Annotated in this window: 19 protein-coding genes; 8 read left to right on the top strand and 11 right to left on the bottom strand. The window is 70.8% G+C overall.

The genetic code is table 11. The features are described from left to right. Nucleotides 1–128: 128 nt before the first annotated feature. The gene (locus tag EDD93_RS33275; RefSeq protein ID WP_123529703.1) at nt 129–1,031 is read left to right on the top strand and encodes an oxygenase MpaB family protein; all 903 of its coding nucleotides are present in this window, start codon (nt 129–131) and stop codon (nt 1,029–1,031) included. A gap of 37 nt (nt 1,032–1,068) precedes the next feature. Here the strand turns inward: EDD93_RS33275 and EDD93_RS33270 are convergent, their stop codons facing one another. Together EDD93_RS33270 and EDD93_RS33265 are read right to left on the bottom strand one after the other, a co-directional pair. Next, complete coding sequence (locus EDD93_RS33270) at nt 1,069–1,668, bottom strand: class I SAM-dependent methyltransferase (RefSeq protein ID WP_123529701.1); 600 nt, start codon at nt 1,666–1,668, stop codon at nt 1,069–1,071. 157 nt (nt 1,669–1,825) lie between these two features. Beyond that, nucleotides 1,826–2,335, bottom strand: a complete 510-nt coding sequence (locus tag EDD93_RS33265) for a MarR family winged helix-turn-helix transcriptional regulator (protein WP_123529699.1) — start codon at nt 2,333–2,335, stop codon at nt 1,826–1,828. An 81-nt stretch (nt 2,336–2,416) separates the two neighbouring features. On the opposite strand from EDD93_RS33265, the gene EDD93_RS33260 reads away from it, so the two are divergent. Further along, nucleotides 2,417–4,531 (top strand): MMPL family transporter, encoded by a 2,115-nt coding sequence (locus tag EDD93_RS33260; RefSeq protein ID WP_123529697.1) that lies wholly within the window; start codon nt 2,417–2,419, stop codon nt 4,529–4,531. Nucleotides 4,532–4,613: 82 nt separating this feature from the next. Here EDD93_RS33260 and EDD93_RS33255 read toward each other — a convergent pair whose 3' ends face one another. Both EDD93_RS33255 and tatA read right to left on the bottom strand, forming a co-directional pair. Then, on the bottom strand, nt 4,614–5,189 hold the full coding sequence (locus tag EDD93_RS33255) for a TerD family protein (RefSeq protein ID WP_123529695.1): 576 nt from the start codon (nt 5,187–5,189) through the stop codon (nt 4,614–4,616). A gap of 149 nt (nt 5,190–5,338) precedes the next feature. Continuing rightward, nucleotides 5,339–5,503 (bottom strand): Sec-independent protein translocase subunit TatA, encoded by a 165-nt coding sequence (tatA, locus tag EDD93_RS33250; protein ID WP_123531552.1) that lies wholly within the window; start codon nt 5,501–5,503, stop codon nt 5,339–5,341. Nucleotides 5,504–5,762: 259 nt separating this feature from the next. Between tatA and EDD93_RS33245 the strand changes: the two genes are divergently transcribed. Further along, nucleotides 5,763–7,187 carry an LCP family protein gene (locus EDD93_RS33245; protein WP_123531549.1) on the top strand — a complete coding sequence of 475 codons (1,425 nt, stop codon included), beginning with the start codon at nt 5,763–5,765 and terminating at the stop codon, nt 7,185–7,187. On the opposite strand, the gene EDD93_RS39470 is transcribed toward EDD93_RS33245, so the two are convergent. The 3 genes from EDD93_RS39470 to EDD93_RS33230 are packed head-to-tail and all read right to left on the bottom strand — an operon-like array spanning nt 7,176 to nt 10,688. Then, a complete protein-coding gene (locus tag EDD93_RS39470) occupies nt 7,176–7,565 on the bottom strand; it encodes a hypothetical protein (protein ID WP_148083922.1) in 390 nt (129 codons plus the stop codon). The two genes, EDD93_RS33245 and EDD93_RS39470, sit on opposite strands and share 12 nt — an antisense overlap. 44 nt (nt 7,566–7,609) lie before the next feature. Then, a complete protein-coding gene (gene mgtA, locus EDD93_RS33235; protein WP_123529691.1) occupies nt 7,610–10,339 on the bottom strand; it encodes a magnesium-translocating P-type ATPase in 2,730 nt (909 codons plus the stop codon). After that, nucleotides 10,323–10,688, bottom strand: a complete 366-nt coding sequence (locus tag EDD93_RS33230; RefSeq protein ID WP_123529690.1) for a metalloregulator ArsR/SmtB family transcription factor — start codon at nt 10,686–10,688, stop codon at nt 10,323–10,325. Before EDD93_RS33230 ends, mgtA begins: the two co-directional genes overlap by 17 nt. Nucleotides 10,689–10,916: 228 nt before the next feature. Between EDD93_RS33230 and EDD93_RS33225 the strand changes: the two genes are divergently transcribed. The 4 genes from EDD93_RS33225 (at nt 10,917) to EDD93_RS33210 (ending at nt 14,168) form a co-directional block, all read left to right on the top strand. Next, nucleotides 10,917–11,321, top strand: a complete 405-nt coding sequence (locus EDD93_RS33225) for a roadblock/LC7 domain-containing protein (RefSeq protein ID WP_123529688.1) — start codon at nt 10,917–10,919, stop codon at nt 11,319–11,321. A 132-nt stretch (nt 11,322–11,453) separates the two neighbouring features. After that, nucleotides 11,454–12,887 carry a DUF6397 family protein gene (locus tag EDD93_RS40875; RefSeq protein WP_221217375.1) on the top strand — a complete coding sequence of 478 codons (1,434 nt, stop codon included), beginning with the start codon at nt 11,454–11,456 and terminating at the stop codon, nt 12,885–12,887. After that, a complete protein-coding gene (locus EDD93_RS33215; RefSeq protein WP_123529686.1) occupies nt 12,811–13,299 on the top strand; it encodes a GNAT family N-acetyltransferase in 489 nt (162 codons plus the stop codon). Before EDD93_RS40875 ends, EDD93_RS33215 begins: the two co-directional genes overlap by 77 nt. A gap of 221 nt (nt 13,300–13,520) precedes the next feature. Continuing rightward, entirely contained in the window at nt 13,521–14,168 is a 648-nt protein-coding gene (locus EDD93_RS33210) for an LAETG motif-containing sortase-dependent surface protein (RefSeq protein ID WP_123529684.1), read from the top strand. 83 nt (nt 14,169–14,251) lie between these two features. Here EDD93_RS33210 and EDD93_RS33205 read toward each other — a convergent pair whose 3' ends face one another. Further along, the gene (locus tag EDD93_RS33205) at nt 14,252–16,546 is read right to left on the bottom strand and encodes a SpoIIE family protein phosphatase (RefSeq protein ID WP_123529682.1); all 2,295 of its coding nucleotides are present in this window, start codon (nt 16,544–16,546) and stop codon (nt 14,252–14,254) included. 260 nt (nt 16,547–16,806) lie between these two features. Here EDD93_RS33205 and EDD93_RS33200 point away from each other — a divergent pair, with 260 nt between their 5' ends. Beyond that, nucleotides 16,807–17,874, top strand: coding sequence for an enoyl-CoA hydratase/isomerase family protein (locus EDD93_RS33200; protein ID WP_123529680.1), 1,068 nt, complete (start codon nt 16,807–16,809; stop codon nt 17,872–17,874). 9 nt (nt 17,875–17,883) lie between these two features. Here the strand turns inward: EDD93_RS33200 and EDD93_RS33195 are convergent, their stop codons facing one another. The 3 genes from EDD93_RS33195 to EDD93_RS33185 are packed head-to-tail and all read right to left on the bottom strand — an operon-like array spanning nt 17,884 to nt 22,941. Next, nucleotides 17,884–19,347 (bottom strand): L-fucose/L-arabinose isomerase family protein, encoded by a 1,464-nt coding sequence (locus tag EDD93_RS33195; RefSeq protein WP_123529678.1) that lies wholly within the window; start codon nt 19,345–19,347, stop codon nt 17,884–17,886. After that, nucleotides 19,347–20,861 (bottom strand): rhamnulokinase family protein, encoded by a 1,515-nt coding sequence (locus tag EDD93_RS33190; RefSeq protein WP_123529676.1) that lies wholly within the window; start codon nt 20,859–20,861, stop codon nt 19,347–19,349. Before EDD93_RS33190 ends, EDD93_RS33195 begins: the two co-directional genes overlap by 1 nt. A 34-nt stretch (nt 20,862–20,895) precedes the next feature. Continuing rightward, entirely contained in the window at nt 20,896–22,941 is a 2,046-nt protein-coding gene (locus EDD93_RS33185; protein WP_123529674.1) for a bifunctional aldolase/short-chain dehydrogenase, read from the bottom strand. Nucleotides 22,942–22,986: the final 45 nt, after the last annotated feature.

Genomic DNA, 22,986 nt, shown 5'->3' with positions numbered 1-22,986 from the left:
ACACGGAACACGTGCACGTGAGGAGACGTGCCGCGCGGGTAAGGCGTTGCTGTCTCGTGCGCGTACTCACGGTCCTGCCCGCAGACGTAGGGTCGGACACTCGGCCCGGACTACGAGAGGGACGTGCGGTGAAGCGCTACGACCGGCTGAGGGACATTCAACGCCTGGATCCGGAGAAGGACTTCCTGGAGATCTACCGGATCACGGCCACCTACGAATTCCCCTGGGACATCACCCGCGCCCTTGAACTCGCTCTGTACCGAACGTATGCCGTCCCCAGCATCGGCCGACTGCTGGCCGATACGGCGGAACTGACGAGCCGTTCACAGAAGCGGTACGACGACACCGCGCTCCTCCTGGACGCCGTGGTCGAGCACGGCTTCGACAGCGGTCCGGGGCGTACGGCCATCCGTCGGATCAACCAGATGCACCGCAGCTACGACATCAGCAACGACGACATGCGCTATGTGCTGTGCACCTTCGTCGTCACCCCGAAGCGGTGGCTCGACAGCTATGGCTGGCGCCGGTTGTCCAGGCACGAGAGGTCGGCGTGCGCCGCCTACTACCGGACCCTGGGCGCGCACATGGGCATCAGGGAGCTGCCGCACACGTACGAGGACTTCGAGCGCACCCTCGACGCCTACGAGAAGGAGCACTTCGGCTGGGACGAGGGGGCGCGCGAGGTGTCGGACGCCACGCTGGCGCTGATGGCGTCCTGGTACCCGCGCCCCCTGGCCCGGGTGGCGCGCGGCGCGAGCCTCGCGCTCCTCGACGACTCGCTGCTGCGGGCCTTCCGCTACCAGCGTCCGGGACCGGTGACGCGTGGACTCACCCGGGGCGCCCTGCGATTGAGGGCCCGAGCGGTACGGCTGCTGCCGCCTCGCACCGCCCCGCACCACGCCCGCCAGAATCCCGAGATCAAGGGCTATCCGGATGGCTACGAGGTGTCCGCACTCGGCACGTACCCCACGCCGGGCCTGGGCGGCTGCCCGGTCCGGCACCTGCGTAGTCCGGACGCCCCAGCCGGGTGAGCCGCCCTGCCTCGCCGACCGGAGCGCGGCAAGGGGATCACCCCATCTGTTCGGCCAGTACCAGAAAGCGGTCCGTCTCGTCGGTGTACGTGTCCAGCCGCCAGCCGGAACGGGTCAGCAGCGGGGCGAGATTGGGCTCTGCCCTCAGATCGTCGTCGGTGAGCGTTCGACGGTGCCGTGCGGCCAGTGCCGCCCTGCCGATGGGATGGAACAGTGCCAGCAGCCCGCCCGGCCGCACCACCCGCGCGAGTTCGGCAAGGTTTTGTTCCGGTTGCGGCAGATGTGCGATCAGCCCGGCCGCGAACACGGCGTCGAGCGCATGCGTCCGCAACGGCAGCCGGGCGGCGTCGGCCTGGCACAGCAGCCCGTCACTGTCGCGGCCCGCGCGAGCAGCGGCCTCCAGCATGGCCGCGGTGAGATCAGCACCCAGCACGGTGCCTTCGGGACCGACCGCGGACCGCAGTGCGGGCAGCGCCCGTCCCGTACCGCAGCCCGCGTCGAGTACGGCATCGCCCGTACGCAGGTCCATGGCGGAGACCGCCGCGGCGTAGGCCGGCCCGTCGTCGGGAAAGCGGGTGTCCCAGTCCGCGGCGCGAGCGGTGAAGAAGTCCTGGACGTGCGTGCGGTCATCAGCCATACGGACATGATCGTGGAAGAACCACTCCAGCGAAACGACACGAACCGGGTGCACGCACCGGACTCCGCTCTCTGATCCGACCTGATCCAAACGAAAGGCCGCGAGCGTGCGTGCCAGACGCCGCCGGGCAGACGGGACCTTCAAAACACGCCCTAGGTCAGGGCTGCCGCCCGTCCTTGCGCAACTGGGCGAGTTCGTCGTTCATGGCGTCCAGGAAGCGGGCCACGACCGTCAGCTCGGCCTCGTCGAACTGACGCCTGGCCGTGTCCGTGCTGTCGGCCAGCGGCATGAAGAAGTCGCGGGCCACCGCCTTCGCCGCGGCCGCGTAGTGCAGATGCACCACCCGGCGGTCGCTGTTGTCGCGGACCCGCTGGATGTGTCCCGCGCGCTCCAGCCGGTCCAGACACGCCGTCACCGCTCCCGAGGTGAGGTCGAGCTGTTCGCGCAGCCTCCCCGGAGTCATAGCCGCCCCCGTCCCGGTGCGCTCGGCGTCGAGGATCGCGATGAGCGCCTGCACATCCGTGGGATGCAGCCCCTGGGACTGGGCGAACTCGTGAGCGATGCGATTGAACTCGCTGTTCATCCGGCGCAACAGCACTGCGAACGTCTGGAGCCCGGTGGGCCCGTCGTCCATGCCTCGGTCCGGGACTCTGCCTGCGGTGCGCATACCACCAGAGTAATATCTCTCAATGGTTGAGATAATTAATGATCGAGATAAAATGACCGTACGCCGAACTCTGGGGAAGTCATGAAGCCCGCACCGCGGCACCGCATCGTCCGCTGGCTGGTACCTCTGGCCCTGCTCGTCGTCTGGCTCGGCATCGGCGCGACGCTGGGCCCGTTCGCCGGGAAGCTGGGCGAGGTGTCCACGAACGATCAGGCCGCGTTCCTGCCGCGCAGCGCGGAGTCGACGAAGGTGTCCGAGGCGCAGAAGGAGTTCCAGCGGTCCGGGACCGTACCCGCGATCGTCGTCTGGACGAGCAGCAGGGGCCCGCTCCCGGCCGATGCGCGGGCCGCGTCCACCCGGGCTCTGGCCTCGCTGGCCGGCGTGCCGGGAGTCGTCGGAAAGCCGTCGCCCGCACTGCCCGCCGAGGACGGCCAGGCGCTCTCCGGCGTCGTGCAACTCGGCTCCGACCTCGGTGACGCACTGCCCGGCACGCTCGACCGAGTGCGTGAAGCGGCTGATTCGGTGCCGGGCACCGAGGCCGGGATCGCCGGACCCGCAGCAAGCCAGGCCGATCTGAAGGACGCCTTCGCCGGGATCGACGGGCTGCTGCTGGGCGTCGCGCTCGCCGCCGTCCTGGTGATCCTGCTTCTCGTCTACCGAAGCCTGCTGCTGCCGTTCCTGATCATCATCAGTTCGGTCCTCGCCCTCGGGCTCGCCTGCGCGATCGTCTACGCCCTCGCGGACCACGGTGTCGTGCGGGTGGACGGCCAGGTCCAGGGGATCCTGTCGATTCTGGTGATCGGCGCGGCCACCGACTACGCCCTGCTGCTTACCGCACGCTTCCGTGAGGAGCTCACCCGGCACGGCGACCGCACGGCAGCGGCCGTCGCCGCGCTGCGCCGCTCCTTCGGGGCCATCACCGCGAGCGCCGCAACCGTGGCTCTCGGCCTGCTGGCCCTGCTGTTGAGTGATCTGACGAACAACCGGGCGCTCGGCCCGGTGGGGGCGATCGGCATCGTCTGCGCGGTGCTGAGCACGCTGACCTTCCTGCCGGCCGTGCTGGTCCTGTGCGGCCGGGCCGCCTACTGGCCGGCGAAACCGCGCCCGGCAGACGAGGCGGCAGGGGGGCACGGCATCTGGCGACGGGTCGCGGCCCGGGTCGACCGCACCCCGCGCAAAGTCTGGATCTCCACCTGCCTGGTCCTCGTCGCCTGTGCGGCGTTCGCGCCCACGCTGAAGGCGCAGGGTGTGCCGCTGGACGAGATTTTCGTGAACGACGCCCCGTCCGTGTCCGCGCAAGCCACCTTGGGCAAGCACTTCCCGGGCGGATCGGGCAACCCGGCCGTGGTCGTCGCGAACAGCGTCCGCGCCGCCGAGGTGACCGCGGCGGCACGGGGGACGCGAGGCGTCGCCCGCGCCGCACCCGTGACCGCCTCCGGACGACCGGACACGGGACCGCCCGTCGTGGTCGACGGACGTGTCCGTGTCGACGTGACGCTGAAGGACGCCGCGGACAGTGATGCGGCCAAGGCGACGATCCAGCGTCTGCGCACGGCCGTGCACGCTGTCCCGGGCGCCGAGGCGCTCGTCGGGGGCTACACCGCGCAGCAGTACGACACCCAGCGGACGGCCGAGCGCGACCGCGGCATCATCGTGCCCGTGGTGCTGGTGATCATTCTGGTGATCCTGATGGGGCTGTTGCGATCCGTGCTGATCCCGGTCCTGCTCGTGGCCACGGTCGGTCTCAACTTCCTTGCGACCCTGGGCGTTTCGGCGCTGGTCTTCAAGCACGCCTTCGGGTTCAGCGGCACGGATGCCTCTGTACCGCTGTACGGGTTCGTCTTCCTGGTAGCCCTCGGGGTGGACTACAACATCTTCCTGATGTCACGTGTCCGGGAGGAGGCGCTGGTGCACGGGGCCCGGCAGGGTGTGCTCCGGGGGCTGGTCAGCACCGGCGGAGTGATCACATCGGCGGGAGTGGTGCTGGCCGCCACCTTCGCCGCGCTGATCGTCATTCCGCTGGCCTTCCTGGCGCAGATCGCGTTCATCGTGGCCTTCGGAGTGCTCCTGGACACCCTGGTGGTGCGTTCGCTTCTCGCGCCCGCACTGGTCGTTGACATCGGCCCGAAGGCCTGGTGGCCCAGTGCTGTCAGCCGCCCCGCTGCGAAGGCGCGGGGAGCCGCCGGCGTCCGGTGAGACAGTACGGGTCCCGGTCCGCACTCCGTGGGAGCTAGTGCGGACCGGGACCCGTACGCGTGCGGTCACCGCGCCGAAGAGGTCAGACGTTGACGCCGTAGTCGGACGCGATTCCGGCCAGGCCGGAGGCGTACCCCTGGCCGACCGCGCGGAACTTCCACTCCGCCCCGTGCCGGTACAGCTCGCCGAACACCATCGCTGTCTCCGTCGACGCGTCCTCGCTCAGGTCGTAGCGGGCGAGCTCCGCCCCGCCTGCCTGGTTCACCACCCGGATGAACGCGTTGCGCACCTGGCCGAAACTCTGCCCCCGGCTCTGCGCGTCGTGGATGGAGACGGGGAAGACGATCTTCGCGACATCCGCCGGGACGCCCGCCAGGTCCACGTTGATGGACTCGTCGTCGCCCTCGCCCTCACCCGTCAGGTTGTCACCGGTGTGCTGGACCGAACCGTCCGGGCTGTTGAGGTTGTTGTAGAAGACGAAGTGGAGGTCGGAGAGGACCTTGCCCGCGTCCGAGCACAGCAGCGCGCTGGCGTCTAGGTCGTGATCGGCGCCGGTCGTCGTCCGTACGTCCCAGCCCAGGCCGACCGTCACCGCGGTCAGGCCGGGCGCCTCCTTCGACAAGGAGACGTTGCCGCCCTTGGCCAGGGTCACACCCATGAACTTCCTCCAATGATCCAGTGATCCGTTGATCGTTGATCACTACTTCTACGGCCGTCACCGAGTTGAACGACGGCCCGTCCCCTGCGGTTCCCCGATTGCGCAAGCAGTGAAGTGAGATGGCGGCCCGGAGCCTGTGGCCGCGACGCTCACTGAGGCGATTCCTCCTTCATGGCCTTCGCCTCACTCTTCAGGATCCGCATGGATTTGCCCAGGGCGCGGGCGGTGTCCGGCAGCTTCTTCGCGCCGAACAGCATCACTACGACGATCGCGACGATCAGCAGGTGCCAGGGTTCGAGGCCGTTGCGCAGCATGCGCTTCACGCCCTTTCTTCGGGTGTCTTCCGGTCAATGTTTCCAGCAGGTATTTGTGGAGACGGGATCGGGTCGACCATGGGCAGGTCCGGTGATCCATCCGGATGCAAACACTTGCTACATTGCGCAACTGTACAACCATGTGTGCGCGGTGCGAGTCCGACTCCATGGAAGCCGGACGAACTGGGGTGGGCACATGGCAGGCAGTCACAAAGGGGCGAAGGCGGGCGGGCGTGGGAGCCGTCTGCGACGGACGGGCCTGTTCGGGCTCTCGCTCCTCGTGCTGCTGGTCGCCGGAGTCGGCTGGGGATACCTCAAGCTGAACGGGAGCATCGACACGTTCAGCGCCGACGGCGTCTCCGGCGACCGTCCGCCGGACACGTCCGAGGGACAGAACGTCCTGGTCATCGGATCGGACTCCCGATCGGGTGCCAACAGCGGGCTCGGTGGCGGGACGGGTGACGTCGGGCGCTCCGACACCGCGTTCCTGCTCCATGTGTACGCCGACCACAAGCACGCCGTCGCCGTGTCCATCCCGCGCGACACCCTGGTCGACATCCCGGCCTGCAAGAAGCCCGACGGCAGCTGGACAGCCCCGCAGCGCAACACCATGTTCAACAGCGCGTTCTCGGTGGGGGAGACGGCCGAGGGCAACCCCGCCTGCACTCAGAACACGGTGGAGCACCTCACCGGTCTGCGCGTCGACCACACCATTGTGGTCGACTTCGCCGGCTTCTCCTCGCTGACCTCCGCCGTCGGAGGGGTACCCGTCTGTCTGCCGCAGGACATCTACCAGCGCGACCTGAACCCCAAGCGAGCCACCCGGGGCTCCCTGGTGTTCGCCAAGGGTCCTCAGTCGGTCTCCGGACAGCGGGCTCTCGACTACGTACGGATCAGGCACGGCATCGGTGACGGATCCGACATAGGGCGCATCAAGCGGCAGCAGGCCTTCGTCGGCTCCCTCGTGAAGAAGGTCAAGTCCCGCGGGCTGAACCCGACCACCCTGCTGCCCCTCGCCAACGCGGCGACCGACGCGATGACCGTGGACCCGGGGCTCGGTTCGGCCGACCGGCTGCTGTCCTTCGCCATGTCGATGAAGAACGTCGACCTGCACAACACGAAGTTCATCACCGTCCCCTGGCGCTACCAGGGAGCCCGGGTCGCGATCGTGGAACCGGACGCCGACGCGCTGTGGGCCTCGCTCAAGGCCGACCGCACACTCGACGGGCAGAACGCCGCCGGCAAGAAAGGGACCGGCGGCTCGGCGGCGCCCGGCGGGGCGTCGGCCTCTCCCACAACTCCGGTCTCCGGTGTGGGCGTCGACGTGGCCGTCTACAACGGCACCACGGTGACCGGGCTCGCGGCCAAGGCGGCGGAGCTGTTGCGCTCGCACGGTTTCACCGTCACGGGCACGGCCACCGCGAACTCCCAGGACCAGACCCGGACCCTGATCAGCTACGGCCCCGGCCTCAAGGACGAGGCAGAGAACACGGCCCGGCTATTCGCGGGAGCGCACACAGCGGAGTCTGCGGACGCCGGGATCCAGGTGATCGTCGGCAGCGACTACGCCCAGAACCCCTCAGCGACGCCGGTGGCACCGAAGCCCGACGCCGTACCGTCCGCCGTCGCAGGCCAAGCCCGCTCGGCCGACGACGACCTGTGCAGCGACCTCTCATACGGCTGATGCCGCCGGTGACGGCTCAGGCCGGCGCCCCGGCCGTCCGCCGCGGACTCGGCGCGTGCGCGGCGCACGCGCCGACGGCGCACGCCACCACGCCCACAACTCGGGGTCGTCGACCAGGAACGCGGCGAACTCGTCCGACAGTGCCATCCGGTCGGTGAAACCACTGGCCGAGGCGGCGCGCCAGAGTGCATGGTCGTCACCGGTGTCGGTGCCCATGCCGGACAGCATCAGTGCGCACATGCGGACTAGTGCCGAAACGTCGTCGGGCACGGCGCGGCGAACCCGCACCTGACGGCCGTGAGCGGCAGCGGTTGCCGAAACGCGTTCCAGGCCGGATTCCGCATCGCGTCCAGCACTGCTTTCCGCGTCGTCGTCCACACCGGCTTCGCCACGGGCTCCGGCGCCGCCGGTGTCTGCCGGGGTCATGAGAGCCCGCGCTTGCGCTCGTAGCGGTTGCGCGCTGCGGCGAGGCCGTACGCGTAGAGCGCGAGGACGCTGGCGAGCAGGAGGTAGTAGAGCGGCGGCAGGGCGCTCATGCCCAGTGGCCGGCCGAGCGGGGTGAGCGGCAGCAGGACGCCGACGACCGCCAGGCTTGCCGCGGCGGCCCGCAGCGGCCCGCCCGTGCGGCCTTCCGCAGCCCGGCGGCCGGTGCGCAGCAGCAGCATCACCAGAGCCTGGGTGAGGAGGTTCTCGGTGAACCAGCCGGAGTGGAACGCGGCCTGGTCGTCCGTCCGTGAGTCGTGCAGGGCGAGGGCCAGAACGGCGAAGGTCGCCAGGTCGGCGGCGGCGTTCAGCAGTCCGAACCGGGTGATGAACCGGAGGAAGTCCCGGGGGCGCAGCACCGTCGGCCGCCGCAGCACCGAGGACGCCGGGCGGTCGAAGGCGAACGCGAGCTGCGCGGCGTCGAAACACAGGTTCTGGACCAGGACCTGCGCGGGCAGCATCGGCAGGAAGGGCAGCAGCAGACCCGCCGCCAGCATCGCGATCACGTTTCCGAGGTTCGAGGAGAGCGTGATGCGCAGATACGTCGCGATGTTGCCGCTGCTGCGCCGGCCCGCCGTGATCGCGTGATCGATGGCACCGAGATCCTTCTCGGCGAGGACCACATCAGCGGTCTCCCGCGCCACGTCGACCGCGTTGCGCGGGCAGATGCCCACATCGGCGGCGTGCAGGGCGGGCAGATCGTTGACGCCGTCACCGAGGAATCCCGTGGTGTGCCCGGAGGTGCGCAGCGCCGCCACGATCCGGGCCTTGTGCCCGGGGGTGCAGCGGGCGAAGACGGTCGCCCGGTCGGCCGTGCGGGCGAGCTCGTCCCCGGACAGGGCGTCGATCTCCTCCGCCGAGACGACCTGCCCCGGGTCCAGTCCCAGGTCCCGGCAGGCGCGGGCGGCGGTGCCCGGGTGGTCCCCGGTGAGCACCTTCACGGCGACACCGCGGCGGGCCAGTACGTCCAGCGCGTCGGCAGCGCTGGGCGTGAGCGCGTCCCGCAGGGCGACGAAGCCAAGAAAGGCGAGGCCGTGTTCGTCCGCCGGTGTGTAGGCCCCCAGCCGTGCGGGCCGCTCGGTACGGGCGACGGCGAGCAGCCGCAGTCCTTCGGCGGCCTCGCGCGCCGCCACGCCGGCCAGCCGCTCCCGCTCCGCCGGGTCGAGATCGCACCGCTCCAGGACGGCCTCCACGGCCCCCTTGGTCACCAGCACATGCGTCCCGAGCCCGCCGGGGAGCCGGACGACGGCCGTGGAAAGACGCCGCACCGGATCGAAGGGCAGGGCGGCCACCGCGTCGTACGACCCGACGGCGGTGCGGGGGCCGCCGTCCTGCGTACCGGACAGCGAGCCCTCCTGCTGTTCCGAGGCGTCCAGCACCGCCTCGTCGAGTGCGTCGGGCGCCGGCAGGTCGGCGAGCTGCAACGTCCACAGCGCGTTGACCGCCGCCCAGTGCAGGGCGTCGGGATCGGGACGTCCCGTCGGGTCCAGCGAACAGTCGACGACCGGGCGGTCCTGGGTGAGGGTGCCCGTCTTGTCCAGGCAGAGCACATCGATCGCGCCCAGGTCGTGCAGTGCGGGCAGTCGCTTGACGATCACCCCACTGTTCCGGGCGAGCTGCGAGGCCCCCCGTGCCAGTGCCGTGGTGACGATGACGGGCAGCATCTCGGGCGTCAGCCCCACCGCCACCGCCACGGCGAACGGCAGCGTCTCCAGCCCTCGGCCGCGCAGGGCGGCATTGGCCATCAGCACCAGCGGTGGAGTGAGCAGCATGAAGCGGATCAGGGTCCAGGAGATCCCCTGCACGGACCGGTCGAACGCGCTGGCGCCTCGCAGATGCGCCGAGCGGTCGTACGCGGCGGCGAACCGGGTGTCCCCACCGGTCGCGACCACCACCGCCGTTCCGCTCCCGGACGCGACGCTGCTGCCCTGGAAACACAGCTGACGCTGGGCGAAGACACCTCCCGCTCCCTCGGGCACGCTGTGCAGCGCGGGAGCGGCCTCCTGCCGCCGCCGGTCGTCCGCGGGATGCTTCCCAACGGGCGCGGACTCCCCGGTGAGCGCGGACTGGTGCACGGTGAGGCCGCTCGCGCGCAGCAGCTGCACGTCGGCCGGTACGAGGTCTCCGGGCCCCAGCCTGATCACGTCGCCGGGGACGAGCTCACCGACCGGCACGTCGCGGGCCTGCGGCGCCGCCTCGGGCCCGCTGCGGCGCAGCACCGTCGCCGTGGTCGCGACCAGTTCGCGCAGCGCGGCCGTCGCCCGGTCGGCGCGGTGCTCCTCGGCCGACCGCAGCAGACAGCTGACCACCACCAGCACGAGCGTCACGGACGCCGTGCCCCAGGCGTTCACCGCTGCCGAGACGAGCCCGAGGCACAACAGCACGGACGTGAAGGGGTCACGCAAGGTACGCACGAAGCGCAGTGGCCAGGGGACCGGGCGCCATGCGGGGAGGATGTTCTCGCCGAACCGGGCGAGCCGCTCCTCCGCCTCCGCCTCGGCCAGCCCGCGCGGTCCGCTGTCCAGCGAACGCAGGACCTGGAGCGACGTCGGTACCGCGCCCTGTCGTGGAACCGCAGTGGGGCCGGCGGCGGCGCCGGGCATCGGCACGACGACAGCCGGCCGCTCGCCCGTCCCCGCCTCGGCAGCGTTCTCAGGCACCGAGCTCATGGAGCCGTACCGTTTGCGGGGCCGGGTACCCGGCACGCTCCGCGAGCTGGCCGACCATGAGCCGTACGACGGTCACCACATCGGGATCATCGACCAGGTACACCTGCCGACGGCCCTCGCGCCGGGAGCGTACGAGACCGGCCAGCTTCAGTTTCGTCAGGTGCTGGCTCACGGACGGCAGGGTGCCGCCCACCCGCTCCGCGAGCCCCGTCACATCGCTCTCGCCCTGGGCCAGTGCCCACACGATGTGCAGGCGGGCGGGCGTTGCCAGCAGACCGAAGGCGGCAGCCGCCTGGGCCAGCACCTCTGCGGGCGGATCCTGGAAACCGCCGCCGGCACCTGTCGACACTCTTGACACTCCCGTCCGCGTGGGCCGACTCCTCGCACCCGAGGGCACCAGTGTAGGCGCCGGACGCGAAGGGCCCGGGGGAGTGCTCCTCGGCGCAGCGTGAGCTCCGCAGACTTGGCCCGATTTCGACCCGTCCGATCCGCAGAGAGGAGCTTGCCCGGACGTGACCCGTGCGCAAGGCTTACACGTAAGTGGGGCACGGGGAACGTATGAACGGGGAGGAACGGAATGGCACTGGACAGGGGACTCGACTGGCTCCTTGACGATCTCACCAGCCGGGTGGAACAGATACGGCACGCACTGGTGCTGTCGAACGACGGCCTGGTGACCGGAGCCAGTACGGGCCTGGCACGTGAGGACGCGGAACATCTGGCGGCTGTCTCGTCCGGCCTGCACAGCCTTGCCCGTGGTTCGGGGCGGCACTTCCGCGCCGGGCGGGCCAGGCAGACCATGGTGGAGTTCGATGAGGCACTGCTCTTCGTGACGGCCGCCGGGGACGGCAGCTGTCTGTGCGTGCTGAGCGAGGCCGAGGCCGACGTGGGGCAGGTGGCGTACGAGATGACGCTGCTGGTCAACAAGGTCGGAGAACACCTCGGCGTGGCGGCGCGGCAGGACGGAATCGACCGGATCTGACAGGCCGACCGGTGAGCGCAGCCCGCCCGGCCCCGAGGGTCTTCCGAGGTTATCCACAGGCCGGGCGGCCGTCGTTCTCCCCGGGCTACCGTGGTCACAGAGAGTATTCGAGTCTCACGGGGGAGAATCGTCATGCCGGTGACGGATGCGGTAGGCACGAACGGTGCCCACATGATGGCCGCGAGCCGCGCTGCTGCGGAACTAGTCCTGAAGCGCGGAGAGTTCGAGCTGGCGGTGCACCTGGGCATCGTCCGGGTGCAGGCGCAGCGCGGTGGGGGGCGGCCCAGGGTCCGCCAGGAGGAGATCGACCGGCTCAGGTCGGAGGACGGCTTCCCCGGGACGCTGCGGGAGCGGGTGCGCACGGTGGGGACGGCGGAGGGCGCGCGGCTGCTCGGAATCAGTCCCGTCCGCTTCACCCGGCTGGCCCGCGCCGGCTGCGTCACACCGGTCGCGTTCTACCTCAACCGCTACCGGGCTGTGGTGTGGCTCTATCTCGCTCAGGAAGTGGGCGCGCTGGCCGCCCGCTCGCCCGAACTGCTGGTGGGCAGGAGCCCGGCCTGGATGCGTGACCGGCTGGATGCCGGCACGGACTGCCGTCCGCGCAACTGGCGCTCGCGACGGATCGAACGGCTGCTGACCCTCACCGAGGATCCCTGGTCACGTGCGGCGGTCGCGGCCCTGGCGCTCGATCCGGCCCAGCTGGCCGAAGTGGTGGACGACCCGTACGAGCGGGCCTACTTGGCCAGGGTCCTGCCCGAACCGGTCTTCGGGCAGCGGGGGGCATCGGTCACCCGGGAAGCGAGGGGGCGCCTGATGCTCGCGGACGAGCCGGACGAGATCCTCTGGCGCCGGGTCAACCTCATCATGGAGCTTGATGGTGCCCGCGAGCTCCGTCAGGCGCCGCGCCCCGGCGACGAACGGGGAACGCAGGCGGCGGCGTTCGACCGGTTCCCTGTGGCGGCCGGGCTGTTCGAGCGCGCTGAGCCGCTCGGGCCGGCTGAACCGGCCGGGCTGCCTGGACTCCCCGGGCTGCCTGGACTGTCCGGACCGCTAGAGGCGGCGAACCCGAGCGAAGCCGCTGAGACCCCAGCGCCCGCCGACCCGTCCGACTCGCTTGAACTGGCCGAACCGGCAGCGCGGTTCGAGCCGGGCGAACCAGGTGGCCCGGCCGGCGTCCCGGTCAGGCCCGCAGAACCGGGCGGCGACGGATTCGGGCCTGCCGAACCGGCCTCGCGGGGAAAGACCGTTGGCCTGCTGGCCCGGATCCGGCTGCGCCGCACGCGTGGAGGGCGCAGCCGCCAGGTGCGTGCTGCCCGCCCCGTTGACCGCCCTGCCGCGCACCGTCCGTACGGCGGGCGCAGGCGCCGTCCTCTCGCCCGTCCGACGGGAGGCCTGCAGGTAGATCCGCAGGGAGATTCGCTGCGGGAGGGTGCTTCGGCCAGGCATTACTGGCTCGCCAACGGGGACCGGAGCTGGCAGTCTTCGCCCAATGTTGATCAGGGAAGCAACCAACGTGGACTGGCCCGCCATTTGGCCGTTCTTTCACGAAATCGTCTCCGCCGGTGAGACCTTCACCTACCCCCTCGACCTGGGGGAGGAGGAAGCCAGTGAGTGGTGGCTCCTCAAGTCGCCCGCCCGCACGGTCGTCGCGGTGGCCGACGACGGAACCGTTCTGGGTACGGCGAAGATGAACAGGAACCACATGGGTAACGGCTCGCACATCGCGAGCGCCAGCTACATGGTCGACCCCCGGCACGCCGGACGCGGTGTGGGGCGGGCCCTGTGCGAGTACACGATCGACTGGGCCCGCACGGCGGGATACCGCGCCATGCAGTTCAACGCGGTGGTGGAGTCGAACGCCGCCGCGGTCGGGCTCTACCGCTCGCTCGGCTTCGAAGTCCTGGGCACGCTGCCCGAGGGGTTCGACCACCCGAAGCACGGATACGTCGGCGTGCACATCATGCACCGGCCGCTCTGACGGCACCCGGGCGACACCGTCCGGTGTCGGGCGCTCACTTCACGCCACCGCAGACCGGGCGGCGAGCGGTCCGCGGTGTCCGTCATGTCCCAAGCAGCGACGATGTGCTGTCAGTTGTGACGTCGGATGGTGTGTGGGGCGGGTGCACATACGGGAGGCAGGGGCAGTACTGTGCGCCCCACCGCCATTCGGGCGATGAAACATTTGCGGAGGAACAATCCATGACCATACCCAGGAGATCGCTGCGCGCTGCGGGAACCCTCGCCGCCGCTGCGGTTGTCGGTCTGACCGGCGTGGTTCTCACCGCCGGCCCGGCCGCAGCTCACACCCCCACCTGGGACGTGACCTGTACCGAGGTGAACCTTCACCTGAGCGCGTACAACGACAAGGTCACCAACCAGGTGACCGTGACCGTTGACGGCAAGGAGCTGCTGGCGACCGAGAACTTCGGCAGCAAGCTCGACAAGACGATCGACCTGCCTGAGCACGACAAGGCTCTGACGGTGCACCTGTCCGTCAAGGCCGGTGACGGCGACCGGTACTCGAAGGAAGACGAGAAGCAGGCGCCGGTGTGCGAGGGTCAGACCTCGACGCCCACGCCTTCCGAGTCGAAGCCGTCCGAGCCGTCCGAGCCGTCCACGCCGTCTCAGACGCCCACGACCTCGGCGCCGAGCCCGGCCGACACGCCCAGCGAGACCGCTTCGTCGTCTGCGCCCGCCGCAGCCACGCCGAGCCCCAGCTCGCCGGACCTGGCCGAGACCGGTTCGTCGTCCGCCACCCCCATCATCGGTGGTGCGGCTGTCGCCGTGCTGCTGGCCGGTGGCGGCATCATGTGGTCCGTGCGCAAGCGTCGCACCGCTCAGCACTGACGTAGTCCGGCGGTCCGGGCGCCTGGCGCCCGGGAGTCCGGTCGAGGGGCGTGCCGCACGCGTTCGGCGTGGCGGCACGCCCCTCAACGCTGTCCGTCCGCGCCGGTGCCTGTGTCGGTGACCGTGCCTGAGGCTGTGTCGGTACTGGTGTCTGCACCTGTACCTGTCCGTGCACCTGTACCCGTACCTGTACCTGTACCTGTACCTGTACCTGTACCTGTACCTGTACCTGTACCTGCACTTGTACCTGCACCTGTGCCTCTGCGGACCGGTGGGGACGTGGGTGGGGCAGCGGGACCGATCTCGCACCAGACCGCCTTCCCCTCGCCGCGGGGCTCGATGCCCCACCGCGTGGCGACGGCGTCCAGCAGGAGCAGCCCCCGCCCGGAAGTGGCTGTCTCACCCGGTGTCCGGCGCCTGGGCCATGCGCTGGAGCGGTCCTGCACCGACAGCCGTACCCGCCGCACCGGTTCCGGCAGCACCTCCAGGGTCAGCACCGCTCCGCCCTCCGTGTGGAGCAGCACGTTCACCAGCAGTTCCCCGGTCACCATCTCGGCGTCGTCGGCGAGTTCGGGCATGCCCCAGTCGGTCAGGGCCTGGCGCACGATCGTCCGTGCGTCGGACAGTCCCTCCGGGTCCGCCTGATGGATGTACTGATGCAGCCTGGGCGCCCGGGGCGAACCCGGGTCCGGGCTGCGGCGCAACACCAGCAGCGCGACGTCGTCGCCCGAGCCCCAGCGTTCCCACAGCCGGTCCGACAGGTGATCGGCAAGCGCCTCCGCCCCGGCCGGGCCCGCGCTCACCTCGGTGACGAGCGTGCGCACGCCTGCGTCGATGTCGGCGCCGGGCTCCTCGACCAGCCCGTCCGTGTAAAGGACCAGCGTCTCGCCCGGAACCAGGTCGAGCCGGGTCTCGGGGTACTCCTCGTCCTCGAAGTCGGTCGAGATGCCCAGCGGCAGGCCGCCGCGCACCTGCGGGCTGCCCACCCGGCCGTCCGTGTGCCGGATGAGCGGACCGAAATGGCCGGCGCGCACCACGCGCACCGTTCCGGTGCCGAGATCGACCTGGGCGTACGTGCAGGTGGCGAACCGGTCCGTGTCCAGTTCGGCGAGGAACCGCGAAGCGCGGGCCAGTACCGTCGACGGCGGATGCCCCTCCCCGGCGTACGCACGCAACGCGATCCGCAGCTGTCCCATGATCGCGGCCGCATGTGTGTCATGGCCCTGCACGTCGCCCACCACGATGCCGAAGCGGTCCTTGGGCAGTGGGATGACGTCGTACCAGTCGCCGCCGACCTGGCGGCCGCTCCACGCCGCGTGGTAGCGGACCGCGATCTCACCGCCCTCGATGTCATGGATCCGCCGGGGCAGCATCGTGGACTGGAGACCGGTGGCGAACTCCCGCTCCTCGTCGAAGAGCGTGGCCCGCTGGAGGGACTGGGCGACGATGGCGGCAAGCCCGAGACACAGATTGCGCTCGTCGGCGTTGAAGGCTGTGCGCTCACGGTAGAAGAGCGCCAGCCCGCCGAGTGAACGCGCTTGCGCCACGAGCGGCAGGTAGGCCGCGGCCTGGAACTTCAGCTGCCCCACATACGGCTCCAGCACCGGATAGCGCCGGGTGAGCGCACCCAGCGAGCTCACGAAGCGTGGCCGCCCGCTGAGGACGGTGTCGGCCAGCGGGAAGCTCGGGTCGAGCCGGCCCTGCCCCAGCTCGTCGATGACCTCCAGGGAGTCGCCGCTCAACGCGATGACGTTCATCGTGGCGTTGTCCAGGAGTCCGAGCGCGAGCCCGTCGGCGCCCAGCCGGGCCAGGCCGCCCGGTCCCGTCAGAGCGGCGGTCACATCGTCCACGGTCACCGCCCGTGACAACGCGCTCGTCGTACGTTCAACAATGTCGGTCTGGCGCTGGCGGCGTTTTTCCAGTTCCAGCACGAAGGCCGAATGGGTGACTTCCGCCGTCGCGTCCCGCACCACGCCGATCACCCGGTGTGCCCGCCCGTCCTCGCCGCGCAGGATGCGCGCCTGGATATGGGTCCACTGATCGCCGCTCTCGTCCGTGGGGACCCGGAAATGGAGGCTGTACGAGGTGCGCCCGCCCTTGACGGCCTCGTCGATCGCCGTGTCGAGACGGATCCGCTCCTCGGGCTCCAGCCGCTCCACCAGGGACTCCGGCCGTGAGTCGTACGTGGCCGGGTCCAGGCCGAACACCAGCAGCCCCGCCTCGTCGATGTCCAGCGTCCGGGCATCGAGATCCCACTCGAAGCTGCCCGTCCGGTTCATGGCAAGCCGCTCCGCCGTCCCGGTGTCGCCGCTGCGGGCCTTCTCGGCCGAGGGGCGGGGCCGGACGGGGATGATCGGTGGCCGGTCGTGATCGGTCATTCCTGCTCCGAAGATCGTCCGGCGGGGCTGCCGTACTGACTGACCCGATTATCTGGCCGGTCGGGACTGACTGACCCAATTGTCTGGCCGGTCGGGTACGGCTGCCACAGCGGAATCCCGCTCCGAAGGGCTCCGGCGCAGTTCCGCACGGCCGCTGCCACCCCTCGTGCCAGGCCTCCGGGGCCGCCGCGCACAATGGCACCGTAAGGCCGCCCGTGACCGGCGGAGCGGCACGTACTGGGGCTGACCGGAGCGCACGCATGAACCACGAGGATCCCGTCCTGCTGCACACCGAGGGACGCATCCGCCACATCACGCTCAACCGCCCCCGAGCCCTGAACGCGCTGAACCACACCATGGTGCTGCGCATGGCGGAAGCGCTGGACGCGGCGGAACAGGACGACTCGGTCGCCGCCGTGCTGCTCACCGGGGCGGGGGAGCGGGGGCTGTGCGCCGGCGGCGACATCCGCGCCATCCGCGACGACGCCCTGGCCGGCGGCGGGAGCGCGCTGGACTTCTGGCGTGACGAGTACCGGCTCAACGCCCGTATCGCCCGGTTCCCCAAGCCGTACGTCGCGATCATGGACGGCATCGTCATGGGCGGCGGCGTCGGTGTCTCGGCCCATGGCTCGATCCGGATCGTCACCGAGCGTTCGCGCATCGCGATGCCCGAGACCGGAATCGGATTTGTCCCGGATGTGGGCGGTACCTACCTCCTGGGCAGGGCGCCGGGCGAACTCGGCACCCACCTGGCGCTCACCGGGGCAGCCGTCGGCGCGGCGGACGCGCTGCTGTGCGGCCTCGCCGGCCACTTCGTGCCCTCGCGCGAGCTACCCGCCCTGATCTCGGCCCTGGAACTCTGCGCCACACCCGAGGAAGTCGTCGAGACGGTGCGGAGCCGCGCCGGCACGGCCACCGGAGGCGAGCTGGCCGCACAGCGCGACTGGATCGACTCCTGCTACGGCGCCGCCACCGTCGAGGCGATCGTCGAGCGCCTCGGCGACTGCGGTGAGCCCGCCGCCAAGGAGACCGCCGCCACGATCCTGGCGAAGTCGCCCACCGCGCTCAAGGTGACCCTCGAAGCCGTTCGCAGGACCCGTCGCCTCGACGGCCTGGAAGCGGTGCTGAACCAGGAGTACCGCGTCTCGTCCACCGCCTTCACCCGGCCCGACCTGGTCGAGGGCGTACGCGCCCAGATCGTGGACAAGGACCGCAACCCGCGGTGGAGCCCCGCCGGGCTCACCGAGGTCACCGACGCCGACGTGGAGCGGTTCTTCGCCTCCCTCGGCGACGGTGAACTCGGCCTGGGCGCCCCGGCAGCTTCCTGACGGGCCCCGTCAGAGAGGGTTGGGCCCGGTCACCGTACGGAACGGCAGACCCAGCAGGTCCGCGGCGGCCCGGAAGTCCTTGGCGCGGTGACCCGTGCACAGCGCCCAGTGGTGACCGATGCCCGTGGCGGACCAGGCATCGGTCCACTCACCGGGATCGAAGCCGAAGTCGACCCGGGAGGTCGTATTGCCGATCTCCAGCAGGGGACCGGGCACGACCTCCCCCTCGGACGCGATCAGCACGAACGAACCGTCGGCCTCCTGACCGATGCCGAACGTGGTGACCGGCCCGTGGGTGACGTCGAACTCGACGCTGACCCCCCAGCCGCGCTTGCCGTGGTACACGCCCAGACCGCGCAGCAGCGGGTCCCTCGCGCTGATCGCCAGATGGGCGGGGCCGTCGTGCCCCATCTCCACGACCCGGTCCCGGAAGTTGAGGGCCTGCAGTTCGGTGAACGAACCGCCCGCCCCCATGGTGTCGGCGATCAGCATCGCCAGGCTGGTGCGCAGCTCGTACTCACCGGCCATCGGTACCCCGCGGGCGGTCAGGAGCGAGGCGCCGAGGATCATGCCGGCCCCCAGCCGCTCATGGATCTCGCCCTCCAGCCCCCGGTGGTAGTAGGCGAGGCTGTCGAGCGCGAAGTCGGCCACCAGCCGGTCGAGGCCGACCGAGACCCGGGCCGCCCAGGCGAGATCACCCTCGTCGACCGAATCGTCCAGGGTGAAGACCTTGCGGGCCAGCGCGACCCGTTCCGCGGTCTCCTCGTCCGTGACGGCCGAGACCCTGACCCGCAGGTCGTCGAACTCCAGAACCTCCACATGGCCGCCCAGCTGCGAGGAGACCAGCGTCATGTCGGTGGAGACGTCGAGCATGCCCGGGTACAGATGCCCCATCAGCCCGTGCCGCCCGTGGCGCAGCGCACCGCGCACCCCGGCGGCCGAGATCCAGCGCCGGATCCGGCCCCAGGCGTTCTCGTCACGCAGATGGCCGGAGACCGAGCGGAACGGGATGCCGCTGCGCCGGAACACGTTGGCGACCTCAGGTAGCGGGCACTGACCGCAGTACGCCAGCCACTGGCCCGTGCCCGTCTTCGCGTGGTCCATCGCCTCGGTCGGCTGGAGGTCGATGACCAGCACCGGTGTCCGGGTGCGCTGGGCGACCGGCAGCACCATCGAGGCGGTGAGGTACGTCGTCAGGAAGGTCACCACCAGATCGCAGTCGGCCCGGCGCAACTGCTCGGCCGCCCCGGCCGACTCCTGCGGATCGGAGACGAAGCCCGCGTCGACCACCTCGCAGCCCATCTCCTCCATCCGCTCGGTCACGAACCGGGCCGACTCCCGCAGTTGATCGAGCAGCCCGGGGAACTGCGGCCAGTACGCGCCGAGCCCGCCGGAGACCAGGCCCACCCGGGTCCGGCGGCGCAACGTCCGCGCAAGGGCACCGCCGGGCTCGGCGGCATGGTCGTCAGACATCAGGTGCTTCCCTTCCTCGCAGGTGACTTCCCGGTGAGCCGGGCCTCCGCGCGGTCCCAGTCCCGCCGGTCCCCCCGTGGTTCGTAGTGCCGCAGCTCCTGGGTACGGGCGACCAGCCGGCGCACCCCGGCGAGGTCGCCCACCAGACCGTGGGCGCGGGCCTGCAGCAGGATGTTCCCGAGGGCGGTGGCCTCGGCGGGACCCGCGGTCACCGGCAGTCCGCTCGCGTCCGCCGTCCATTGGCAGAGCAGCTCGTTGCGCGAGCCGCCGCCGACCAGGTGGATGCGCGCCGGCGCGCGGCCCGCCAGCTCCGCGGCCCGTCGCAACGTCCTGCGGTGGGCCAGCGCCAGGCTCTCCAGCACGCACCGCACGTAGCCCCCGCGGCCCGCAGGGGGCTGCTGCCCCGTCCGCAGCAGACGGGCGTCGATCCGGGACGGCATGTCACCCGGCGTGAGGAACGCCTCGTCATCTGGATCGATCACCGCGGCGAATGGCTCCGCCTCGGCCGCCTCGCCCAGCAGCCCGGCCAGACCGAGGGGCGGGCCCTCGCGGTCCCACACCCTGCGGCACTCCTCCAGCAGCCACATGCCCATGATGTTGCGGAGGTAGCGGACGGTGCCGTCGACCCCGCGTTCGTTGGTGAAGTTCGCCGCCCGCGACTCCTCCGACAACACCGGGGAGTCCAGTTCCAGACCGGCCAGCGACCAGGTGCCGCACGACACGTACGCGAAGTCCGGCTCCGTCGCCGGTACCGCCACGACCGCGGAGGCCGTGTCGTGCGAGGCGACGGTGGTCACCGGGGTCCCGGCCGGCAGGCCGGTGGCCCCGGCGACGTGGGCCAGCAGGGTCCCCGCCGGATCACCCGGCTCACGCAACGGCGGAAAGAGCGAACGCGCCAGCCCCAGCCGTCCGATCAGCGCATCCGACCAGTCACCGGCGCGCGCGTCGAACAGACCGGTCGTCGACGCGTTCGTGATCTCCGCACCCACCGATCCCGTCAGCCAGTGCACCAGCAGATCGGGCATCAGCAGCAGCGTCCGTGCCGCCTCCCACTGGGCCGTGGCCCGGTGCGCCAGCAACTGGAACACCGTGTTGAACGGCAGGTGCTGCAACCCGCTGACGGCATACAGCTCCGCCGGGCCGCAGCCGTCCGGCAGCCGCCGTGCCATCCCGTTGTTGCGCGAGTCCCGGTAGTGGAACGGCACCCCGAGCAGCGCCCCGTCGGCGTCCAGCAGTCCGTAGTCCACCGCCCAGGTGTCGATGCCGATCGAGACGACCGGGCCGCCGCGCCCGGCCGCCCGCAAACCGTCCAGCACCCCCTGGTACAGGGCCAGTACGTCCCAGTGCAGCCCGTCGGGAAGCCGCACCGGTGTGTTGGCGAACCGATGCGCCTCGGTCAGTTCCAGGGTGCCGGGACCGACCCGGCCCGTCATCACCCGGCCACTGGTGGCGCCGAGGTCCACGGCGGCGAAGACGGCCTCGCCGGCCGCGCGGTCGTATGGGTTCACAGCCATGAGAATCGTGTCCGCGTCGTCGCAGTCGCCGCGGTCATCGCAGGAAGGCGGCTGCCACACCGGCGTCGACAGGGATGTGCAGACCGGTGGTGTGCGTGAGGTCGCCACCGGTCAGCGCGAACACGGCATTGGCGACGTGCTCGGGCAGTACCTCGCGCTTGAGCAGGGTCCGCTGGGCGTAGAACTCCCCGAGCTTCTCCTCCTCGATGCCGTACGTCGCCGCGCGCTGGGCGCCCCAGCCGGCGGCGAAGATCCCCGAACCGCGCACCACCCCGTCCGGGTTGACGCCGTTCACCCGGATCCCGTGCTCGCCGAGCTCCGCCGCCAGCAACCGCACCTGGTGCGCCTGGTCGGCCTTGGCCGCGGAGTACGCGATGTTGTTCGGTCCCGCGAACACGGCGTTCTTGGAGGCGATGTAGACGATGTCGCCGCCGATGCCCTGAGCCCGCATCACCCGGGCGGCCTCCCGCGACACGAGGAACGAACCGCGCGCCATGATGTCGTGCTGCAGGTCCCAGTCGCGCGCCGTCGTCTCCAGCAGCGGCTTGGAGATGGAGATCCCCGCGTTGTTGACGACGAGGTCCACACCGCCGAAGGCGAGCACGGCGGCCTCGAACGCCGCGGCGATCTGCTCCTCACTGGTGACGTCGACCGTCACCGCGACCGCCCGGTCGGCCCCGCCGAGGTCCTCGGCGACCGCGGCGGCGTTCTCCGCGTTCAGATCCGCGACGACCACGCACGCGCCCTCGGCTGCCAGCCGGTGCGCGATGGCCTTCCCGATCCCCGAGCCCGCACCGGTCACCAGCGCCACCCGGGTGGCCAGCGGCTTCGGTTCGGGCATCCGGCGCAGCTTGGCCTCCTCCAGCTCCCAGTACTCGATCCGGAACTTCTCGGACTCCTCGATCGGCGCGTACGAGGAGACGGCCTCGGCGCCGCGCATCACATTGACGGCGTTGAGGTAGAACTCCCCGGCCACCCGGGCGGTCTGCTTGTCCTTCCCGAAGGAGAACATGCCCACCCCGGGCACCAGCACGATCGCCGGATCCGCGCCGCGCATGGCCGGCGAGCCGGGAGCGGCATGCCGCTCGTAGTAGGCGCGGTACGTCGCGCGGTACTCCCCGTGCAGCTCCCGCAGCCTCGACTCCGCCTCGGCCAGTGAGGCGTCCGCCGGAAGGTCCAGGACCAGCGGGCTGACCTTCGTACGCAGGAAGTGGTCCGGGCACGAGGTGCCGAGCGCGGCGAGGCGCGGGTGCTCCGCGCGGGAGAGAAAGTCCAGCACCGGGGCGGCGTCGCTGAAGTGCCCCACCTGGGGCCGGTCCGTGGACGCCAGACCCCGGATCAACGGGGCCAGCGCGGCGGCTCGTTCGCGGCGCTCGGGCTCGGTCAGGGGCAGCCGGTCCGACAGGACGGGCCCGAACGGCTCGGCCCTGCCGTGTTCCCGCAGGAACGTCTCGGCGGTCCGGATCATCCACAGGGCGTTGCGTTCGCACTCCTCGGAGGTGTCGCCCCAGGCGGTGATTCCGTGACCGCCCAGAACCACCCCGACCGCCTGCGGGCTGGCCTCCTTGACGGCCGCGATGTCGAGGCCGAGCTGAAATCCCGGCCGGCGCCAGCCCACCCAGGCCACCTTGTCACCGAAACACTCGGCGGTCAGCTCCTCGCCATCGGCCGCGCACGCCAGGGCGATCCCCGAATCCGGATGCAGGTGATCGACGTGGGCCGCCTCGACCAGGGCGTGCATGGCGGTGTCGATGGAGGGCGCGGCGCCGCCCTTGCCGTGCAGGCAGTAGTCGAAGGCCGCCACCATCTCGTCCTCGCGCTCGACGCCCGGATACACCTCCTTGAGCGCGCGGACCCGGTCGAGCCGGAGGACGGCGAGCCCTGCCTCCGTCAGCGTGCCGAGGTCACCCCCGGACCCCTTGACCCAGAGCAGCTCGGTCCCGCCCCCGGTGACCGGATCGGCGCCGGACGCCTTCACCGAGGTGTTGCCACCGGCGTAGTTGGTGTTGCGGGGATCGGAGCCGAGCCGGTGCGCGCGCTCCAGGAGCGCTGCGACCTCGGCATGCGTCGCGGACGTCATAGGGGTTCCTTCGGGGGTGAGAAGAGCGTTGGCGGCAGGTGACGT

The sequence above is a fragment of the Streptomyces sp. 840.1 genome (assembly GCF_003751445.1).
Lineage (GTDB): Bacteria > Actinomycetota > Actinomycetes > Streptomycetales > Streptomycetaceae > Streptomyces.
The sequence above is the reverse complement of the archived record's forward strand: the minus strand, read 5'-3'. Positions and strand labels throughout refer to the sequence as shown.